Below are 18,012 nucleotides of genomic sequence, written 5' to 3' on the forward strand. Positions count from 1 at the left end.
TCTTCTATCTGTCATTATCCATCCACCCCATGCACCGTATGAATAAACCGCTTATTCGCTTCTTTCAATCGGAACAGGTTCAAAAGCATCAGCAAGAAAGAGTAAGGAACCCAGCAAACCGCCTTCAGCAACCGCCACTTCCAATACTTGCGGGGAATGGCGAGAGCCAGCGCCGACAGCAGCAGGATGAATATTCCCCACCACTTACAGGCCGATGGGGACGCGCATAGGGAATGCGCGAGGGAGATGATGAACACGAATCCCAACAGCAGCACCCGGGAGAACGAGATTTGCTGGTAGAGCTTGTCGCAGAAGTCCCACTTCCCGTCACGGATGGCGGGCAGCAAGCGTCCGGCAAACTCAAAGAAACTGTAATACTGCGCGGACAGCCAGCGGCGGCGTTGCTGGTAGAAATTGTTGGCTTGCTGTATCTTCTCGTCCTTGACGAAAGTATCGGGCAGGTAATGGAAATGCACGCCCTCATAAAGGAGCTTCATCTCCAGCACACGGTCAAAACCGCCCACCGAGGTGTTGCTCATCATCGCATCGTAAAACAGGGGATAGTCAAAAGCCATGCCCGAACCTATCAGAGCCGCCGACATGCCCAGATTGGCATGCCCCGAACGGAAAATGGAGTTGTTTATCTCCTCGCTGACTGCGTCCAGATAGGCCATGTCGGTGTTCAGGTTCTTGGCCACGCGATGCGTCTGCACCACCCGGACACCGGGCACGGCGAAAGCGTCGTTCACCTCGGACAGGTAGGACGGGGCGATAATGTTGTCCGCATCTATTATCAGCGCCACGTCGTAAGCGGCTTTGTCCAGGTATTCGAGGGCGGCTTTCAGGGATTTGGTGTTGGTGCTTTTCTCAAAATCCACTTGAAGCAGCTTGATGGGAAGTGAAGACAAGGCCGCGTTCGTCTCAGGCCGCATGTGGTCTGATATAACGGTGACGTCGTATTTATCGTCCGGATAATCCTGCGCCAGGCAGGCGTGCACGGTGGACAGGATGACCGCATCCTCGCGATAGGCGGCAATGAGTACCGCAAAACGCTTGCAGGCGCGTGCCGGTACGGAAGCGAGAGGTTTGCCACGGCGCAGCGATGCCAGACTGTACACCAACAGATACGCCACATTTATTGACAATAAAATGTATAGAAACCAATCAAAGATATGTAATAAGTGTTCCAAAATCCATGCAATTTAACCCTGTTGTTTTATTTGTTGGAAGCCTGCCCGCAGGGGCTTCGTCGCAAAGATACAAAAAACGGGGAGAGTTTGGACAGAATATACAAAAAAAGGCGGAAAATAAAAAAAACGAGCAAGTTCTCCCGAACCCCTCGCCTCGTGTAAGAAAAGCCAAAAGGCTTTTCTTTTTTACTTGCATCAAATTGTTACCCGAAAATCAATCTTTCTTTTTACCTCTAAAAATAAACTTCAAACCTATCAAATAACACTTAATGTTTAACTTTTACCTTTACCTAATTACCTACTTTTAATCTACAAATTTTTCGCTTATGAATTAATTCAATCTTTTTACCTCTTAACTAATTACCTTTACTGAAAACTCTTCTTTTATTTTTTAAGAGCAATTTCTCAACTGCACTGCAAAGGTAAGCGTTTTTTCCGTGTGCGCAAACAGTAGAGGGAAAAAGTGAGTGTCTTATAACATTGTTTTAGAGATTAAACGTCTCTTTTACACTTGTAAACACTTAAAAGGCTATCATTGTGACACTCTTTCCGCCGAAAGCGTTACACCGGGTACAAAAAAACAAACCACCGAAGTGCCGTAGCACCTCGATGGTTGTCCCCTTTAAACACCTTTAAACAAAATGAAATATAATGATTACTTTCTTGCTTCCGCAATGTAAGCCAGAGCTTCCTTGCATTTCTCCGTAACGTAAGTCCAGTCTTCAGCGGCAACCTTGTCGTTCGGGAAGAGCTTGGAACCCATACCTACGCAGAATACGCCGGCTTTAATCCAAGAAGTCAGGTTTTCCTGTGTCGGTTCCACACCGCCGGTAACCATCAGCTTAGACCACGGCATCGGAGCCAACAGGCCTTTTACGAGTTTTGTACCCAGCACGTCACCGGGGAATATCTTGCAGAGATCGCAACCTGTTTCCTGCGCGAAGCCTACCTCTGAAACGCTTCCGCATCCCGGAGTGTATGCCACCAGACGGCGGTTGCAAATCTTAGCAATTTCGGGGTTGAACAACGGGCCTACAATGAAGTTTGCGCCCAATTGCAGATACAGCGCAGCGGTAGCAGGGTCTACGATAGAACCTACACCCATAGCCATTTCGGGACATTCCTTAGCAGCGAACTTCACTACTTCGGCAAATACTTCGTGAGCGAAGTCGCCGCGGTTGGTAAACTCGAATGCGCGGACACCGCCGTCGTAACATGCCTTCACTACTTTTTTCGCTACTTCTGCATCTTTGTGGTAGAATACAGGAACCATACCGGTTGAACCAATCTTGTTCAATACGGCTATTTTATCAAATTTTGCCATTGTATTAATCAATAATTTAATGTATAGAAATAACTCTATTTGATTTTTTCAGGCATGGATTGCACGGGCTCAGCACCGTATTTTCCATGTGATTATCACACCGGCATCCGTAAAATCCGTGTAATCCGCGCCTGAAAAGAATTATCAGCGTTGTACGCGACCGCTTGCGTCACCACCGGCCAGCGCTTCCACTTCCTCAACAGAAACGAGGTTGAAGTCACCGTTGATAGTGTGCTTCAAAGCCGAAGCGGCCACCGCGAATTCGAGAGCGGCGCCTTGGTTGGGCTTAGTCAGCAAACCGTGGATGATACCGCCTGAGAAAGAGTCACCGCCACCTACACGGTCGATAATCGGGTTGATGTCGTAGCGTTTTGATTCGTAGAACTCTTCGCCGTTGTAAATCATTGCTTTCCAGCCGTTGTGTGTTGCCGAGAATGATTCGCGCAAAGTAGAGATTACATATTTGAAACCGAATTCTTTGGCCATTGCCTTGAAGATGCCTTTGTAGCCTTCCGCATCTGTCTTACCGCCTTCTACGTCAGCATCGGGTTTGAAACCGAGGCAGAGTTCCGCGTCTTCTTCGTTACCGATACAAACGTCTACGTATTGCATCAACGGTTTCATGATGGACTGAGCTTTTTCTTTTGTCCAAAGTTTCTTACGGAAGTTAAGGTCTACGGATACCGTAACACCATGACGCTTGGCGGCTTCGCAAGCCAGACGGGTCAATTCGGCAGCCTTGTCGGAGATAGCCGGAGTGATACCTGACCAGTGGAACCAGTCTGCACCTTCCATGATAGCGTCGAAATCGAAATCCGCCGCATCCGCTTCGGAGATTGAAGAGTGGGCGCGGTCGTAAATCACCTTGCTGGGACGCATGGACGCACCGGTTTCCAGATAATAGATACCTACGCGGTCACCGCCACGTGCGATAAAGTCTGTCTTTACACCATATTTACGCAAAGCGTTCACCGCTGACTGACCGATTTCGTGTTTCGGCAATTTGGTTACAAAGTAAGCATCATGACCGTAGTTGGCGCAGCTGACAGCAACGTTGGCTTCACCACCGCCATATACTACATCAAAAGAATCGGACTGTACGAAACGAGTGTTGCCCGGAGTGGACAGTCTCAACATAATCTCACCTAATGTAACGACTTTCTTTCCCATAATTCTATGTTTTTATTAAATATATGATTAAATTGTTTCTTTCAAATTGTCATATCAGCCCTCATGAAGAGGTTAAACACTTGATTCTATGCAGAGTAAACGAAAACGGGGTTTGTTCTTCATAGCTTTCGTGTGCGGGCACAAAGATACAACAATTTTCGTAATTACAAAAATTGTTATATATTTGTGTCGAAAATATTTAGATTATTATTGTGTGCGAGCACAAAAAGCCATGAACAAGCCCATGAATACACCGGAAAGGATAAGGATTAAGGACATCGCCAGGATGGCTGATGTATCGGTGGGAACCGTAGACCGCGTTATCCACGGACGTAGCGGAGTGTCGGAAGCCAGCCGTAAACGTGTGGAAGAAATCTTGGAGAAGCTGAACTATCAACCCAATATGTATGCCAGCGCACTGGCGTCCAACAAGAAGTATGCGTTTGCCTGCCTGTTGCCCCAGCACGACACCGGGGAGTATTGGACGGAAGTGGAAGGCGGCATCCACGAAGCGCTGACAACCTATTCGGACTTCAACATCACCGTGAAGCTGACGTACTACGATCCGTACGACTACCGCTCCTTCGCCCGCGCCGCCCGCAGCATCGCGGACATGAAGCCCGACGGCGTATTGTTCGCCCCCACCGCCCCGCAGTATACCGCCCCCTTCACCGACGAGCTCGAAAAGCTGAATATACCTTATATATATATAGACTCGAACATCAAGGAAGCTCCCGCCCTCTCCTTCTTCGGACAGAACTCGCACCAAAGCGGATATTTCGCCGCACGCATGCTGATGCTGCTCGCCGGCGAGGATGCGCAGGAAATCGTAATCTTCCGCAAGATAAACGAAGGCATCGTAGGCTCCAACCAGCAGGAACGGCGGGAAATCGGTTTCCGGGAATACATGAGCGAGCATCACCCCGCCTGCCGTATCTGGGAACTGAACCTGCACGCCAAACGCGACAGCGAGGACGCGCAAATGCTGGACGACTTCTTCCGCGCCCACCCCACCGTAAAGAACGGCATCACCTTCAACTCCAAAGCATATATCATCGGCGAATATCTGCAAAAGCACCGGAGAACGGATTTCAACCTCATGGGATATGACCTGCTGAAACGTAACGTGGACTGCCTGAAAGAGGGGAGCATCTTCTTCCTCATCGCCCAGCAACCCACCTTGCAGGGGTTCGACGGCATCAAAGCCCTGTGCGACCATCTGATTCTGAAAAAAGAAATCGCAAGGGAGAATTTCATGCCGATTGACCTGCTGACGAAAGAGAATATAGAATACTATTATAATAAGTAAGAGAATACGGAAGACCATTATAACAAGTAAGAGATATAAAATACCACCATAACAAGTAAGATAAAATAGAATACCATTATAATAAGTAAGAGCATATAGAATAACATTATAATAAGTAAGGACATATAGAATAACATTATAATAAGCAAGGGCATATAGAATAACATTATAATAAGCAAGGGCATATAAAATAACATTATAATAAGCAAATGTTAGAATGACAGACAGTACAAGCTGATTATACATTAATAAATGTTGAAATTCAGTTTATATCAGTAACGATGATATAGGGTAATCTAAGGCTGAAAGCCTTTTTATCTTATAGCCCGGGGTAACACCCCGGGAATACGAATATGAATAACATTGCGCCCTGTAAGGGCAAAATATTTGAAGATTAATCTTTTGCCCTTACAGGGCGCAGGGTTCCGGGAACATTTATTCCCGGGGCGTTGCCCCGGGCTATAAGATAAAAAGCCCTTCAGGCTTAGGTTATACTTACTATAAATAGCTTTCAACACTTACTTGTTTAATAAGGTGGTAAGATAACAAGGTGAAAGTGATAAGGTGGTAAGATGATAAAGCGATAAGGTAGAAATGATAAAATAGAAGTAATAAGGTAAAAGTGATAAGGTGGAAACGATAAAGTAGAAGTGATAAGGTAGAAGTGATAAGGTAGAAGTGATAAGGTAGAAGCGATAAAGTAGAAACGATAAAGTAGCAGCAATAAGGTAGCAGCGATAAAGTACTAAGATAATAAGGCAATAAGAAAATAAGATAATAAAGTGATTAAAGCAATCAAGTAATATTGAACGAAACTAATTAAAACATATTCATATGGAAACAAAGTACCTGAAAATTAATCCTGCTGATAACGTTGCAGTGGCCATTGTGGCACTGCCGGCAGGTGAAAAGCTCATAGTAGACGGCAAGGAAATCGTCCTGAACGAAGATGTTCCTGCCGGGCACAAGTTCGCGCTGCAAGATTTTGCGGAAGGCGAAAATGTGATTAAATACGGTTATCCCATCGGCCACGCCCGCACCGCTAAGAAGCAGGGCGACTGGATGAACGAAAACAACATCAAGACCAATCTTGCCGGACTGCTGGAATATACGTACAATCCCACCGAAGTGAATCTGGATATTCCGCACAAGAACCTGACCTTCAAAGGTTACCGCCGCAAAAACGGTGATGTGGGAGTGCGCAACGAGATATGGATTATCCCCACGGTGGGCTGTGTAAACGGCATCATCAACCAACTGGCGGAAGGCCTGCGCCGTGAGACAGAGGGCAAAGGCGTGGACGCAATCATGGCATTCCCGCACAATTACGGCTGCTCGCAGCTGGGCGACGACCACGAGAACACCAAGAAAATACTACGCGACATGGTGCTGCATCCCAATGCCGGCGCTGTACTTGTGGTAGGCCTGGGATGCGAAAACAACCAGCCGGATGTATTCCGCGAGTTTTTGGGTGAATACGATTCCGACCGCGTGAAGTTCATGGTGACGCAGAAAGTGGGCGACGAATACGAAGAAGGCATGAAGCTGCTGCGCGAACTCTACGAGAAAGCCAGCAAGGACGAGCGCGTGGATGTGCCTCTGAGCGAGCTGCGCGTAGGCTTGAAATGCGGCGGTTCCGACGGCTTCTCAGGCATTACAGCCAACCCGCTGCTGGGTATGTTCTCCGACTTCCTCATTGCGCAAGGCGGTACGAGCGTACTGACGGAAGTACCCGAAATGTTCGGTGCGGAAACAATCCTGATGAACCGCTGCCGTAACAAAGAGCTGTTTGAAGAAACGGTGAAACTGATAAACGACTTCAAAGAATACTTCCTCTCGCACGGCGAACCGGTAGGTGAGAATCCGTCTCCGGGTAACAAGGCCGGCGGTATCTCCACACTGGAAGACAAGGCTCTGGGATGTACCCAGAAGTGCGGCAAGAGCTACGTGGACGGCGTGCTTCCTTATGGCGAACGCCTGCAAGTAAAAGGCCTGAATCTGCTTTCGGCACCGGGAAACGACTTGGTTGCAGCCACCGCCCTGGCTTCATGCGGATGCCACATGGTACTGTTTACGACAGGCCGCGGAACGCCGTTCGGAACGTACGTACCGACCATGAAGATTTCCACCAACTCCACCCTCGCCAAGAACAAACCGGGCTGGATTGACTTCAACGCCGGAGTTATCCTTGAAAACGAACCGATGGAAAAGACTTGCGAACGTTTCATCGACTACATTATCCGTGTGGCAAGCGGCGAGTTCGTGAACAACGAAAAGAAGGGTTACAAGGAAATCGCCATCTTCAAGACAGGCGTGACTTTATAATACAGGTTTGCCCGGTGATTTTTCTGGTACGGATTACACGGATTTCGCAGATATTAAACGAATATTAAAAAAATCCGTGCAATCCATGCCTGAAAAAATCACCGGGCGTATTCCATCCCTAAATAGGGAAAGAAAGTGTCAGAATGAATTTCAACCCTCATTCAACTATTCGGTACGAAGTGAAGAACCCCTTTCCTTTATATATGAGGAAAGAGATTCTTCACTTCGTTTCGAATGACAGAATGAGGTATCAACCGGAATTCTATTCTTTTTTTCCTATCTTTGCAGCCGGTTTACTCAATATATCGCTCTTATAATTCCATAACAGAAAAGTATGTCCGCAGATACAACTACTTCTCCAAAGCAAAAAGGCGGCTGGTGGTCGCTAAGTCCGTTGGCTGTATTTCTTTGTCTATACCTCATCACATCACTGCTTGTAAACGATTTCTATAAAGTGCCGATTACGGTGGCCTTCCTGCTGTCGTCCTGCTACGCCATCGCCATTACACGGGGGCTTAAACTGGAACAACGCGTCTACCAGTTTTCCGTAGGCGCAGGCAACAAGAACATATTGCTGATGATATGGATATTCGTCCTCGCCGGAGCGTTCGCGCAAAGCGCCAAGCAGATGGGAGCCATCGACGCCACGGTGAATCTGACCCTGCATATCCTGCCGGACAACCTGCTGCTGGCGGGTATCTTCATAGCCGCCTGTTTCATATCCCTGTCTATCGGCACCAGCGTGGGGACTATCGTCGCGCTTACTCCGGTGGCGGTGGGGCTGGCGGAGAAAACAGGCATAGACCTGCCCTATATGGTAGCCATCGTGGTGGGCGGCTCGTTCTTCGGAGACAACCTCTCGTTCATATCAGACACCACGATTGCATCCACAAAGACGCAGGACTGCGTTATGCGGGACAAGTTCAAAGTAAATTTCATGATTGTAGTACCGGCCGCATTGATTGTGCTGGGCATTTACATCTTTCAAGGGCTGTCATTGTCCGCCGCCCCGCAAATACAAGAGATTGAATGGATAAAGGTAATCCCCTACCTCATCGTGCTGGGTACGGCGATAGCCGGAATGAACGTGATGTCGGTACTGCTGCTCGGCATCTTCTCGACCGGTATCATCGGCCTCTTCACCGGAATGGGGTTCTTCGACTGGTTCGGCGCCATGGGAACGGGCATCACCGGCATGGGCGAACTTATCATCATCACCCTGCTGGCAGGCGGAATGCTCGAAACCATCCGCTACAACGGCGGCATCGACTTCATCATCGCCCGCCTCACCCGCCACGTCACCGGCAAGCGGGGAGCGGAACTGAGCATAGCCGCACTGGTGAGCGTAGCCAATCTTTGCACCGCCAACAACACCATTGCCATCATCACCACCGGCCCCATCGCCAAGGACATAGCCAAGCGCTTCCACCTGGACCGCCGGAAAACGGCAAGCATACTCGATACATTCTCCTGCCTCATTCAAGGCATCATTCCCTACGGCGCACAAATGCTGATAGCCGCAGGACTTGCCGGCATCTCGCCGCTCGGCATCATAGGCAACCTTTACTATCCGTTCTGCATGGGAGCCTGCGCGATACTCGCCATATTGATAAGGTATCCGAAAAGATACTCATAATTCTCCCCCGGAATGAAAATATTACGCGAACTATTTGTCAATCAAAAGAAAAAGTGTACCTTTGCGCCCGCTACTACGAGTTAGCAGCATAATTCAAATCATTAACTAAAAACATTTATTTAAATGGCAACAAAAATCAGATTGCAAAGACATGGACGTAAGAGCTACGCTTTCTACTCTATCGTAATTGCAGACGTAAGAGCACCACGTGATGGTAAATTTATTGAGAAGATTGGTACTTACAACCCTAACACCAATCCTGCCACAGTAGATTTGAAATTCGACCGCGCACTTGACTGGGTATTGAAAGGTGCACAACCTACCGACACTGTCCGCAACATCCTTTCCCGTGAAGGCGTTTACATGAAGAAGCACCTTCTTGGCGGTGTAGCGAAAGGCGCATTCGGCGAAGCAGAAGCAGAAGCTAAGTTCGAAGCTTGGAAGAACGACAAACAAAACGGTTTGGCCGCTCTGAAAGCTAAAGACGAAGAAGCTAAGAAAGCTGAAGCCAAAGCACGTCTGGAAGCCGAAAAGAAAGTAAACGAAGTGAAAGCTAAAGCATTGGCCGAAAAGAAAGCCGCTGAAGAAGCTGCCAAGGCTGCCGCTGAAGCACCTGCAGAAGCAGAAGCTACCGAAGCTCCGGCTGAAGAAGCTCCCGCAGCAGAAGCCGCTGCTGAATAAAAAGCAGAGCTTTCCCTGTAAAAAAGGGACAAAAAACATAAAATCCTCACCGGTTATACCGGTGGGGATTTTTTATTATTATCTTTGTGGCTACAAATTATTTATTTAATGAACAAAGCAATGAAAAAACTAACTTACCTGCTCGCTGCCGCTGCCGTATTCGCAGCCTGTAACAGCGGGAACCAAGGTTACACCGTAACCGGAACGATAGAGGGTGCAACCGACGGCGATACCGTCTTTCTGCAAACCGTGGAAGGCCGCCAACTCGTAAAACTCGATTCCGCAGTCATCACCAACGGAACCTTCACCTTCAAAGGAACGCAGGACACTGCCGCCAACCGCTACCTTACTTATAGCCCCGCCGGAGCAGAGGGTATGATTATGGACTTCTTCCTCGAAAACGGAAAAATCAATATCAAACTCAACGGAAAGAGCAGCTCCGCCACCGGTACCGCCAACAACGACATCTACCAGGCCATCAGAACCCAGCTCAACGAACTGGACAGCCAGATGGAAAACATCTACACTTCCATGACCGACACCGCCCTGACCGACCAGCAGCGCGAAGCCAAAGGCAAGGAAATGAGTGCGCTGGAAAGCAAAATGATGGAAGTGGCCAAAGCCGGCATCAGCCAAAACATTACCAATGCCGTGGGCGTGCATCTGCTGAAAAGCAATTACTACTACTTGGATGTGAAAGAACTCGACCCGCTGATGCCGCAGATTCCCGCCACATACAGCAACGACGCCACCATCATCCGCATCAAGGAGAATGTAGAAAAGATGAAAGCCACTGCCGTAGGCCAGAAGTTTACGGACTTTGAAATGCAGACTCCCGAAGGAAAGACCGTGAAACTGTCCGACTACGTAGGAAAGGGCAAGACCGTGCTCGTCGACTTCTGGGCAAGCTGGTGCGGACCCTGCCGTCGCGAAATGCCTAACCTGGTAGAGGCATACGCCAAGTACAAGAACAAGAATTTCGAGATTGTAGGCGTTTCTTTAGACCAGAACGGCGATTCTTGGAAAGAAGCTATCGACAAACTGAATATCACCTGGCCGCAAATGTCCGACTTGAAATATTGGAATAATGAAGGCGCCAAGCTGTATGCCGTAAGCAGCATTCCCCACACGGTACTGATTGACGGTGACGGAATTATCCTTGCACGCGGTTTGCACGGAGAGGAACTGCAAGAAAAATTGGCTGAAGTGCTTAAATAAACGAGGAAGCCGAAAGAGTATAAAACAAAGGGGTGTGTCAAAACTCCCCTCGTATCGAAATCACCCCCGCTACGATTATCTGTGGCGAGGGTGATTTCCTATTTATGAGGGTTTCGACACACCCTCTTTATTGTTTTGCAATCCCGCAGGGCAACAGCCGTAAGATGCGGGCTCAATTATGGTAACATGCGGGCTCGGCCACCACGAGACGCGGGCTCGGATGTAACAAAGTACGGGCTCAGCCATAACAAGGCCTGCGCTCAAACACAGCAAGACATGCGCCCGGACACAACAGTGCGTGCGCTCAGACAGGGAATATACGGTCTGCCATATCCTTAGCCAGTCCCACGGTTTTCCATTGTTTCTCCTCATCCTCTTCCGAGGGATTAAGAAGATTATCCGCATCGGGCAGGCAGAGCGTCAGATGCTTCACGGGAATATAATTCAGCACTTCTTCCATCTTGGCCTGCAACTCATCCAGTTCTTCCTCATCGGGATAATAAGAGAGTACGAAACCAAACACAGCTTCCCGTTCATGCACAAACCACAACAGACGGCTGCGATCGCAAATCCCGCAATCATAATCCAGAAAATACGCGTCCGCCCCGCGCAGCCGTATCAACATATCCGTCGCGGCATGAAAAGCCACGAACAACCCTTCGGGACGCTCGCGCAGCACCCGGTTATTGAGGCGGGCGGCTTCATCGGTCAGCATGGACTTCACGCCCTCGAACTGTATATAACGGCAACCGGCCTCATAAAGCCCTTCCAGCAACTTTTTATAAGCCGCCGCCAAATCATCCAGCAGTATATTCAAGTCCGGATAAACCGACTTCATGCACCCGGCATCCGTCTCGCGAAGAATCCTCATCAGTACTTTTCCGGGCGAAGGAATATGCTGTTTGGGCAATACATCGTCCGAAGCATTCGCCGCCAAAAAAGCAAAATCATCAAGGATAGGATGATGAAGCAAACCTATTCTGCCCGTCACTTCCAGCTCCTTGCCGGACGGAGCCCCCGCATCGCCCTTCCGGCGGATGCCTTCCCAGGCTTCCAGAAAATCATAACTCCGAAATCCGCCATCCGTCACAATCCTTACGCCTTCCGACCTCAACCGTTCAATCAAACTACGTATCTCCGCATTTTCCACGGCACGCAATGTTTGCTGACTGATTTGCCCGCCTTGATAGCGGCTCCTTGCGTCCCGCAGCGCAGAAGGCACACACAATGCCCCCGCAATATCGACCTTAAAGGGTGGAAACAACTTTCCCATATTCGTTCTTTTTATTTGAAAATTAATACCTCAGCGCTTTGCCCTATCCCACGAGTGGCAAAGAAAATCAAAGAATGGCAGGTCTTCTGACTCGGTTTCCATTTCAAACCGCCTTCCCAACCTTTTCCCGCATACGGGGAAATAATCAGTGGCAGAGGTGTATCTGTCGAAATGTTTGGTATGAAACCTTACAGCAGCGGGACTGTCCGGGATTTGCACCCGATTCCCTTTTAATTACCGATGATGACAACCATCGGTAAACCGATTCGCTGCAAATATAACCAAAGTATTTGAAAGTCGGCAAGTGAAATCCCTATTTTTCATCGGCCGCTTCAAAACAGATTGACACATCATCTAATATATAATTATCAATAATGTGCAACTATAAAAACCACGCAAACTGAAAAGTTTTCCATTTTATCACAAACCATATTTGATTATCAACAGATTAACCATTTTTAATCCAACAAAAGTTTTCCAAAACAGAAAACGTATGAAAAACTATCATACCTTTGTTTCGCAATTAACTCCTATTGTAAAATCTAAAAAATACAACCAATATGATACAAACGGTACTCAAGCGTGACGGACGCGTCGTCGGCTTCAACGAAGAAAAAATAGTAACCGCCATCCGCAAGGCCATGCTCCATACGGACAAGGGAGAAGACATGCAACTGATACGCCAAATCACCGACCACATCTCCTTTAAGGGCGATGCCCAAATGACGGTGGAAGCCATTCAGGACCTGGTGGAAATGGAGCTGATGAAGAGCAGCCGTAAAGATGTCGCACAGAAATACATTGCCTACCGCAACCAGCGCAGTATCGCCCGCAAGGCAAAGACGCGCGATATGTTTCTGGAAATCATCAACATCAAATCCAACGACATCACCCGCGAGAACGCCAACATGAATGCCGACACTCCGGCAGGCATGATGATGAAGTTCGCCAGCGAGACCACCAAACCGTTTGTAGACGACTATCTGCTGAGCGAAGAAGTGCTGGATGCCGTCAGCCACAACTACCTGCACATCCACGACAAGGATTATTACCCTACCAAGAGCCTGACATGCGTGCAGCACCCGCTGGACCGCATCCTGACATACGGCTTCTCCGCCGGACACGGAGAATCGCGCCCTGCAAAACGCATCGAGACCGCCAGTATCCTGGGTTGCATCTCATTGGAAACCGCCCAAAACGAAATGCACGGCGGACAAGCCATTCCCGCATTCGACTTCTATCTCGCCCCCTACGTGCGCAACAGCTACATCGAGGAAATAAAGAATCTGGAAGAGCTGAACGGCAAGGACTACTCGCACCTCTACCAAAAAGAGCTGACAGACTATCTGCAACAACCGCTGGACGGCCTGACCGACGACCGCCGCATTGTCCAGCATGCCGTGAACAAGACCGTAGCCCGCGTGCACCAGTCCATGGAAGCGTTCATCCACAACATGAACACGATACACTCCCGTGGCGGAAACCAAGTGGTTTTCAGCTCCATCAACTATGGCACGGACACTTCCGCCGAGGGGCGCTGCATCATCCGCGAACTGCTGAAAAGCACGTATCAAGGCGTAGGAAACGGCGAGACAGCCATCTTCCCCATTCAGATATGGAAAAAGAAACGCGGCGTAAGCTACCTGCCCGAAGACCGCAACTACGACCTCTACCAGCTTGCCTGCAAAGTCACCGCACGCCGTTTCTTCCCGAACTTCCTGAATCTGGACGCCACCTTCAACCGCAGCGACGACTGGAGAGCCGACGACCCGAAACGCTACGAGCACGAAGTCGCCACCATGGGATGCCGTACGCGTGTGTTTGAAAACCGCTTCGGCCCGAAAACATCCATCGGCCGAGGAAACATCTCTTTCTCCACAATCAACATCGTCCGCCTTGCCATAGAGTGCATGGACATAGCGGACAAGGAGCAGCGCATCGCCCTCTTCTTTGCCAAGCTGGACGCCATGCTCGACATCACCGCCCGCCAGTTGCACGAACGCATGGAGTTCCAAAAGACGGCGTTTGCCAAACAGTTCCCCTTGCTGATGTCCGCCTTGTGGATAGGTTGCGACAAGCTCAAGCCGAACGAAGACATCTCTTCCGTAATCAACCAAGGTACGCTGGGCATCGGTTTCATCGGTCTTGCGGAATGTCTGGTCGCGCTTTTGGGCAAGCACCACGGAGAATCGGAAGAAGCCCAGGAATTAGGTCTGAAAATCGTGACGTACATGCGCGACCGCGCCAATCAGTTCTCCGACCAATATCAGCATAATTACAGCGTGCTGGCCACGCCCGCCGAAGGTCTTTCAGGCAAGTTCACCCGTGTAGACCGCAAGAAGTTCGGCTGTCTGCCGGGCATCACAGACCGCGACTACTACACCAACTCCAACCACGTGCCCGTGTACTACAAGTGCAGCGCCCGCCATAAAGCGGAAGTAGAAGCCCCCTACCACGACCTGACCCGCGGCGGACACATCTTCTACGTGGAGATTGACGGCGACGCCACCCACAACCCCGAAGTCATCATGCGTGTAGTAGATATGATGGACCGGTACAACATCGGTTACGGCTCGGTGAACCACAACCGCAACCGCTGCCTGGAATGCGGATACGAAAACTCCACCCCCGACCTGGAAGTTTGTCCGAAATGCGGCAGCACCCACATCGACAAACTGCAACGCATCACCGGCTACCTGGTAGGAACCACCGACCGTTGGAACCAAGCCAAACTCGCCGAACTGAACGACAGGGTAGTACATGGGAATTAAGAATTAAGAGTTAAGAATTAAGAGTTAAGAATTAAGAGTTGGTTAAGAGCTTTCATGCTGAATTCATCATTCTTAATTCTTAATTCTCAATTCTCAATTTCCCTAATTCTTAATTCTTCATTAAAAAAGTGCTTTCCATTCTTGAGATATTAGAAGATACCACGGTGGACGGTCCCGGTTTCCGTACCGCCATTTACGCGGCCGGATGCCCCAACGGGTGTCCGGGCTGCCACAATCCGGAGTCGTGGGACATTAACCGCGGACGCTGGATGAGCACCGATGAAATTCTGCAAAAGGTGCTTGCCGATACATTCGCAGACGTGACGTTCAGCGGGGGCGACCCGATGTTCCAGCCGGAAGGCTTCACCGAACTGGCGCACGCCATCAAGCAGCGAAGCCGGAAAAACATCTGGTGCTACACCGGATACACCTTCGAGTCGCTGCTGCGCAATCCCCGTCAGGCAAAGCTGTTGGAGTACATCGACGTGCTGGTGGACGGTAAATTCCGGCAGGAGCTGCGCGACGAAGACCTCTACTTCCGTGGCAGCAGGAACCAACGGCTGATTGACGTGCAGGCATCACTGAAAGCAAACAAAACCGTAAGTTACCGGTACAATCCGGGCATTTAACGAATATTTTTCCTACATTTGCAGCACATAAGATAATCCGCAACGAGATACTGAAACCGTGAAACGAAAACAATCCCCCGGACATACGATACGCTTCCGCCGCTGGAGCCGGAAGGCCTATGCCGCATTCGCCAGCATAGGCAGATGCGTCACGATCGGCTGTCTACGCAAGAATGTGGCCGACAGCTCGCTGCGCAAGCAGGATGCGGTTCAGACTCTCCCCTATTTTATTCATACCATGACTATTGACGAACTGAAAGCCCGGGTACTGGCAGGCATAGACATATCGCCCGACCAAGCCGCCTGGCTGGCGAACACCGCCGACCGTGAAGCGCTTTATGCCGCTGCACATGAGATTACCGTACAGTGCGCACAGCACGAGTTTGATATGTGCTCCATCATCAACGCCAAGTCGGGACGCTGCCCCGAAAACTGCAAATGGTGCGCACAATCCGCCCACTACCACACCAAGGCCGACATCTACGACCTGCTCCCCGCAGAAGAATGCCTCAGACAGGCGCAATACAATGAACGGCAGGACGTCAACCGTTTCTCCCTCGTCACCAGCGGCCGAAAACCTTCTTCCCGACAAATGGAACAGCTTTGCGATACGGCACGCCATATGCGCCGCCACTCGTCCATACAGCTATGCGCCTCTCTGGGCTTGCTGAACGAAAAGGAACTGCGAGCCCTGCACGATGCCGGCATCACACGCTATCACTGCAATCTGGAAACAGCCCCCTCTTTCTTCCCCACCCTGTGCAGCACGCACACGCAAGAAGACAAGCTGCGCACCCTGCAAGCCGCCCGCAACGCGGGTATGGATATTTGCAGCGGCGGCATCATCGGTATGGGCGAGACGATGGAACAGCGTATCGAGTTCGCCTTTACCTTGAAAGAGCTGGGAGTGCAGTCCATCCCCATCAACCTGCTCAGCCCCATTCCGGGCACTCCGCTGGAAAACCGGCAGGCGCTGACGGAAGAAGAGGTATTGGTAACAATCGCCCTGTTCCGCTTCATCAATCCCACGGCCTACCTGCGCTTTGCGGGCGGACGTTCGCAACTGAGCAAGGATGCGGTGAAGAAGTCCTTATATATAGGTATCAACTCGGCCATCGTGGGCGACTTGCTGACCACGCTCGGCTCTAAGATTTCCGACGACAAGAAGCTGATAGAAGAAGCCGGATATGAGTTCTGCGGTTCACAATTCGACCGCGAGCATCTGTGGCATCCATACACTTCGACCACCGATCCGCTGCCTGTATATAAGGTGAAGCGGGCGGACGGAGCAACGATTACGCTGGAAAGCGGACAGACGCTGATAGAGGGAATGTCCTCTTGGTGGTGCGCCGTACACGGTTACAACCATCCGGCGCTGAACAGGGCGGCCACGGAACAGCTCGGCAAGATGTCGCACGTCATGTTCGGCGGACTGACGCACGACCCCGCCATCGAACTCGGAAAACTGCTCCTGCCGCTGGTTCCGCCTTCCATGCAGAAGATATTCTATGCGGACTCCGGCTCGGTGGCCGTGGAAGTGGCCTTGAAAATGGCTGTGCAGTACTGGTACGCCAAGAACCGGGGCAAGAAGAATAACTTTGTCACCATCCGCAGCGGCTATCACGGAGATACGTGGAACGCCATGTCGGTGTGCGACCCGGTGACGGGGATGCACTCGCTCTTCGGTTCGGCGCTCCCCGTACGGTACTTTGTTCCGCAACCCCGCTCACGCTTCGGCGGCGAATGGAATCCGGATGATATTCTCCCGCTGAAAGAAATCATGGAGCGACACGCCGATGAGCTGGCGGCCTTGATACTGGAACCCGTGGTGCAGGGCGCAGGCGGAATGTGGTTTTATCATCCGCAGTATCTGCGCGAAGCGGCGAAGCTATGCCGTGAGCACGGTCTGCTCCTCATCTTCGATGAAATAGCGACGGGCTTCGGACGTACCGGAAAGCTATTTGCCTGGGAGCATGCCGGAACAGAGCCGGACATCATGTGCATAGGCAAGGCTCTGACCGGCGGCTACATGACGCTTTCCGCCGTATTGGCCGCCAACGAGGTGGCGGACACCATCTCCAACCATGCCCCAGGCGCGTTTATGCATGGCCCCACGTTCATGGGAAATCCTCTGGCATGCGCCGTGGCCTGCGCATCGGTACGATTGCTCACGTCTCCCGAATATGATTGGCAGGAGAAAGTTACCCGCATCGAAGCACAGCTAAGGCAGGAGCTGGAACCTGCACGGCAACTGCCGCAAGTGGCCGATGTACGCGTACTCGGAGCCATCGGCGTCATAGAAACCAAGCAGCCGGTGGATATGGCATGGATGCAGCGACGCTTCGTTGAAGAAGGCATCTGGGTACGCCCGTTCGGCAGGCTGGTATATCTGATGCCGCCTTTCATCATCGAACCGGAACAGCTCGGCGTATTGACGAAAGGATTGATTAAGATTGTGGAAGAAATGAAATAAGAAAGCGTTGAAC

At 50.4% G+C, this 18,012-nt stretch carries 12 protein-coding genes and 1 riboswitch; of the genes, 8 read left to right on the top strand and 4 right to left on the bottom strand.

What is annotated here, in order from left to right; genetic code table 11:
- Positions 1 to 14 precede the first annotated feature (14 nt).
- The 3 genes from BUB52_RS04785 to BUB52_RS04800 form a co-directional block, all read right to left on the bottom strand.
- A complete protein-coding gene (locus BUB52_RS04785) occupies positions 15 to 1,190 on the bottom strand; it encodes a glycosyltransferase family 2 protein (protein ID WP_039950669.1) in 1,176 nt (391 codons plus the stop codon).
- 655 nt (positions 1,191 to 1,845) lie between these two features.
- Positions 1,846 to 2,514 carry a bifunctional 4-hydroxy-2-oxoglutarate aldolase/2-dehydro-3-deoxy-phosphogluconate aldolase gene (locus BUB52_RS04795; protein ID WP_009121766.1) on the bottom strand — a complete coding sequence of 223 codons (669 nt, stop codon included), beginning with the start codon at positions 2,512 to 2,514 and terminating at the stop codon, positions 1,846 to 1,848.
- A 144-nt stretch (positions 2,515 to 2,658) separates the two neighbouring features.
- Positions 2,659 to 3,684, bottom strand: a complete 1,026-nt coding sequence (locus BUB52_RS04800; RefSeq protein ID WP_009121765.1) for a sugar kinase — start codon at positions 3,682 to 3,684, stop codon at positions 2,659 to 2,661.
- Between the two features lie 232 nt (positions 3,685 to 3,916).
- On the opposite strand from BUB52_RS04800, the gene BUB52_RS04805 reads away from it, so the two are divergent.
- The 5 genes from BUB52_RS04805 to BUB52_RS04825 all read left to right on the top strand — a co-directional run bounded on the left by BUB52_RS04805 (position 3,917) and on the right by BUB52_RS04825 (position 10,853).
- Entirely contained in the window at positions 3,917 to 4,993 is a 1,077-nt protein-coding gene (locus tag BUB52_RS04805; RefSeq protein ID WP_229028052.1) for a LacI family DNA-binding transcriptional regulator, read from the top strand.
- Positions 4,994 to 5,827: 834 nt separating this feature from the next.
- Positions 5,828 to 7,318, top strand: coding sequence for a UxaA family hydrolase (locus BUB52_RS04810; protein ID WP_009121763.1), 1,491 nt, complete (start codon positions 5,828 to 5,830; stop codon positions 7,316 to 7,318).
- Positions 7,319 to 7,652: 334 nt separating this feature from the next.
- Entirely contained in the window at positions 7,653 to 8,954 is a 1,302-nt protein-coding gene (locus tag BUB52_RS04815) for a Na+/H+ antiporter NhaC family protein (protein ID WP_009121761.1), read from the top strand.
- Between the two features lie 123 nt (positions 8,955 to 9,077).
- Complete coding sequence (locus tag BUB52_RS04820; protein WP_009121760.1) at positions 9,078 to 9,635, top strand: 30S ribosomal protein S16; 558 nt, start codon at positions 9,078 to 9,080, stop codon at positions 9,633 to 9,635.
- Positions 9,636 to 9,755: 120 nt separating this feature from the next.
- Positions 9,756 to 10,853 carry a TlpA disulfide reductase family protein gene (locus BUB52_RS04825; RefSeq protein ID WP_022218721.1) on the top strand — a complete coding sequence of 366 codons (1,098 nt, stop codon included), beginning with the start codon at positions 9,756 to 9,758 and terminating at the stop codon, positions 10,851 to 10,853.
- Positions 10,854 to 11,157: 304 nt separating this feature from the next.
- On the opposite strand, the gene BUB52_RS04830 is transcribed toward BUB52_RS04825, so the two are convergent.
- Positions 11,158 to 12,126 (bottom strand): uroporphyrinogen decarboxylase/cobalamine-independent methonine synthase family protein, encoded by a 969-nt coding sequence (locus tag BUB52_RS04830; protein ID WP_009121758.1) that lies wholly within the window; start codon positions 12,124 to 12,126, stop codon positions 11,158 to 11,160.
- Positions 12,127 to 12,186: 60 nt separating this feature from the next.
- Positions 12,187 to 12,407: riboswitch (cobalamin riboswitch) on the bottom strand.
- Positions 12,408 to 12,686: 279 nt separating this feature from the next.
- Between BUB52_RS04830 and BUB52_RS04835 the strand changes: the two genes are divergently transcribed.
- The 3 genes from BUB52_RS04835 (at position 12,687) to bioA (ending at position 17,999) form a co-directional block, all read left to right on the top strand.
- Positions 12,687 to 14,897 (top strand): anaerobic ribonucleoside triphosphate reductase, encoded by a 2,211-nt coding sequence (locus tag BUB52_RS04835; protein WP_009121756.1) that lies wholly within the window; start codon positions 12,687 to 12,689, stop codon positions 14,895 to 14,897.
- Positions 14,898 to 15,025: 128 nt separating this feature from the next.
- Entirely contained in the window at positions 15,026 to 15,526 is a 501-nt protein-coding gene (nrdG, locus tag BUB52_RS04840) for an anaerobic ribonucleoside-triphosphate reductase activating protein (protein ID WP_009121755.1), read from the top strand.
- Between the two features lie 238 nt (positions 15,527 to 15,764).
- Positions 15,765 to 17,999 (top strand): adenosylmethionine--8-amino-7-oxononanoate transaminase, encoded by a 2,235-nt coding sequence (bioA, locus tag BUB52_RS04845; protein WP_039950683.1) that lies wholly within the window; start codon positions 15,765 to 15,767, stop codon positions 17,997 to 17,999.
- The last annotated feature ends 13 nt before the right edge of the window (positions 18,000 to 18,012 follow it).

The organism is Bacteroides clarus YIT 12056, assembly GCF_900129655.1.
GTDB classification, from domain to species: Bacteria; Bacteroidota; Bacteroidia; order Bacteroidales; family Bacteroidaceae; genus Bacteroides; species Bacteroides clarus.

What these genes read in the sequence shown, in the direction of transcription:
- bioA (WP_039950683.1), top strand. Translation starts at nt 15,765, where the DNA reads ATGACTATTGACGAACTGAAAGCCCGGGTACTGGCAGGCATAGACATA.
- BUB52_RS04820 (WP_009121760.1), top strand. Translation starts at nt 9,078, where the DNA reads ATGGCAACAAAAATCAGATTGCAAAGACATGGACGTAAGAGCTACGCT.
- BUB52_RS04810 (WP_009121763.1), top strand. Translation starts at nt 5,828, where the DNA reads ATGGAAACAAAGTACCTGAAAATTAATCCTGCTGATAACGTTGCAGTG.
- BUB52_RS04825 (WP_022218721.1), top strand. Translation starts at nt 9,756, where the DNA reads ATGAAAAAACTAACTTACCTGCTCGCTGCCGCTGCCGTATTCGCAGCC.
- BUB52_RS04830 (WP_009121758.1), bottom strand. Translation starts at nt 12,126, where the DNA reads ATGGGAAAGTTGTTTCCACCCTTTAAGGTCGATATTGCGGGGGCATTG.
- BUB52_RS04835 (WP_009121756.1), top strand. Translation starts at nt 12,687, where the DNA reads ATGATACAAACGGTACTCAAGCGTGACGGACGCGTCGTCGGCTTCAAC.
- BUB52_RS04805 (WP_229028052.1), top strand. Translation starts at nt 3,917, where the DNA reads ATGAACAAGCCCATGAATACACCGGAAAGGATAAGGATTAAGGACATC.
- BUB52_RS04800 (WP_009121765.1), bottom strand. Translation starts at nt 3,684, where the DNA reads ATGGGAAAGAAAGTCGTTACATTAGGTGAGATTATGTTGAGACTGTCC.
- BUB52_RS04795 (WP_009121766.1), bottom strand. Translation starts at nt 2,514, where the DNA reads ATGGCAAAATTTGATAAAATAGCCGTATTGAACAAGATTGGTTCAACC.
- BUB52_RS04815 (WP_009121761.1), top strand. Translation starts at nt 7,653, where the DNA reads ATGTCCGCAGATACAACTACTTCTCCAAAGCAAAAAGGCGGCTGGTGG.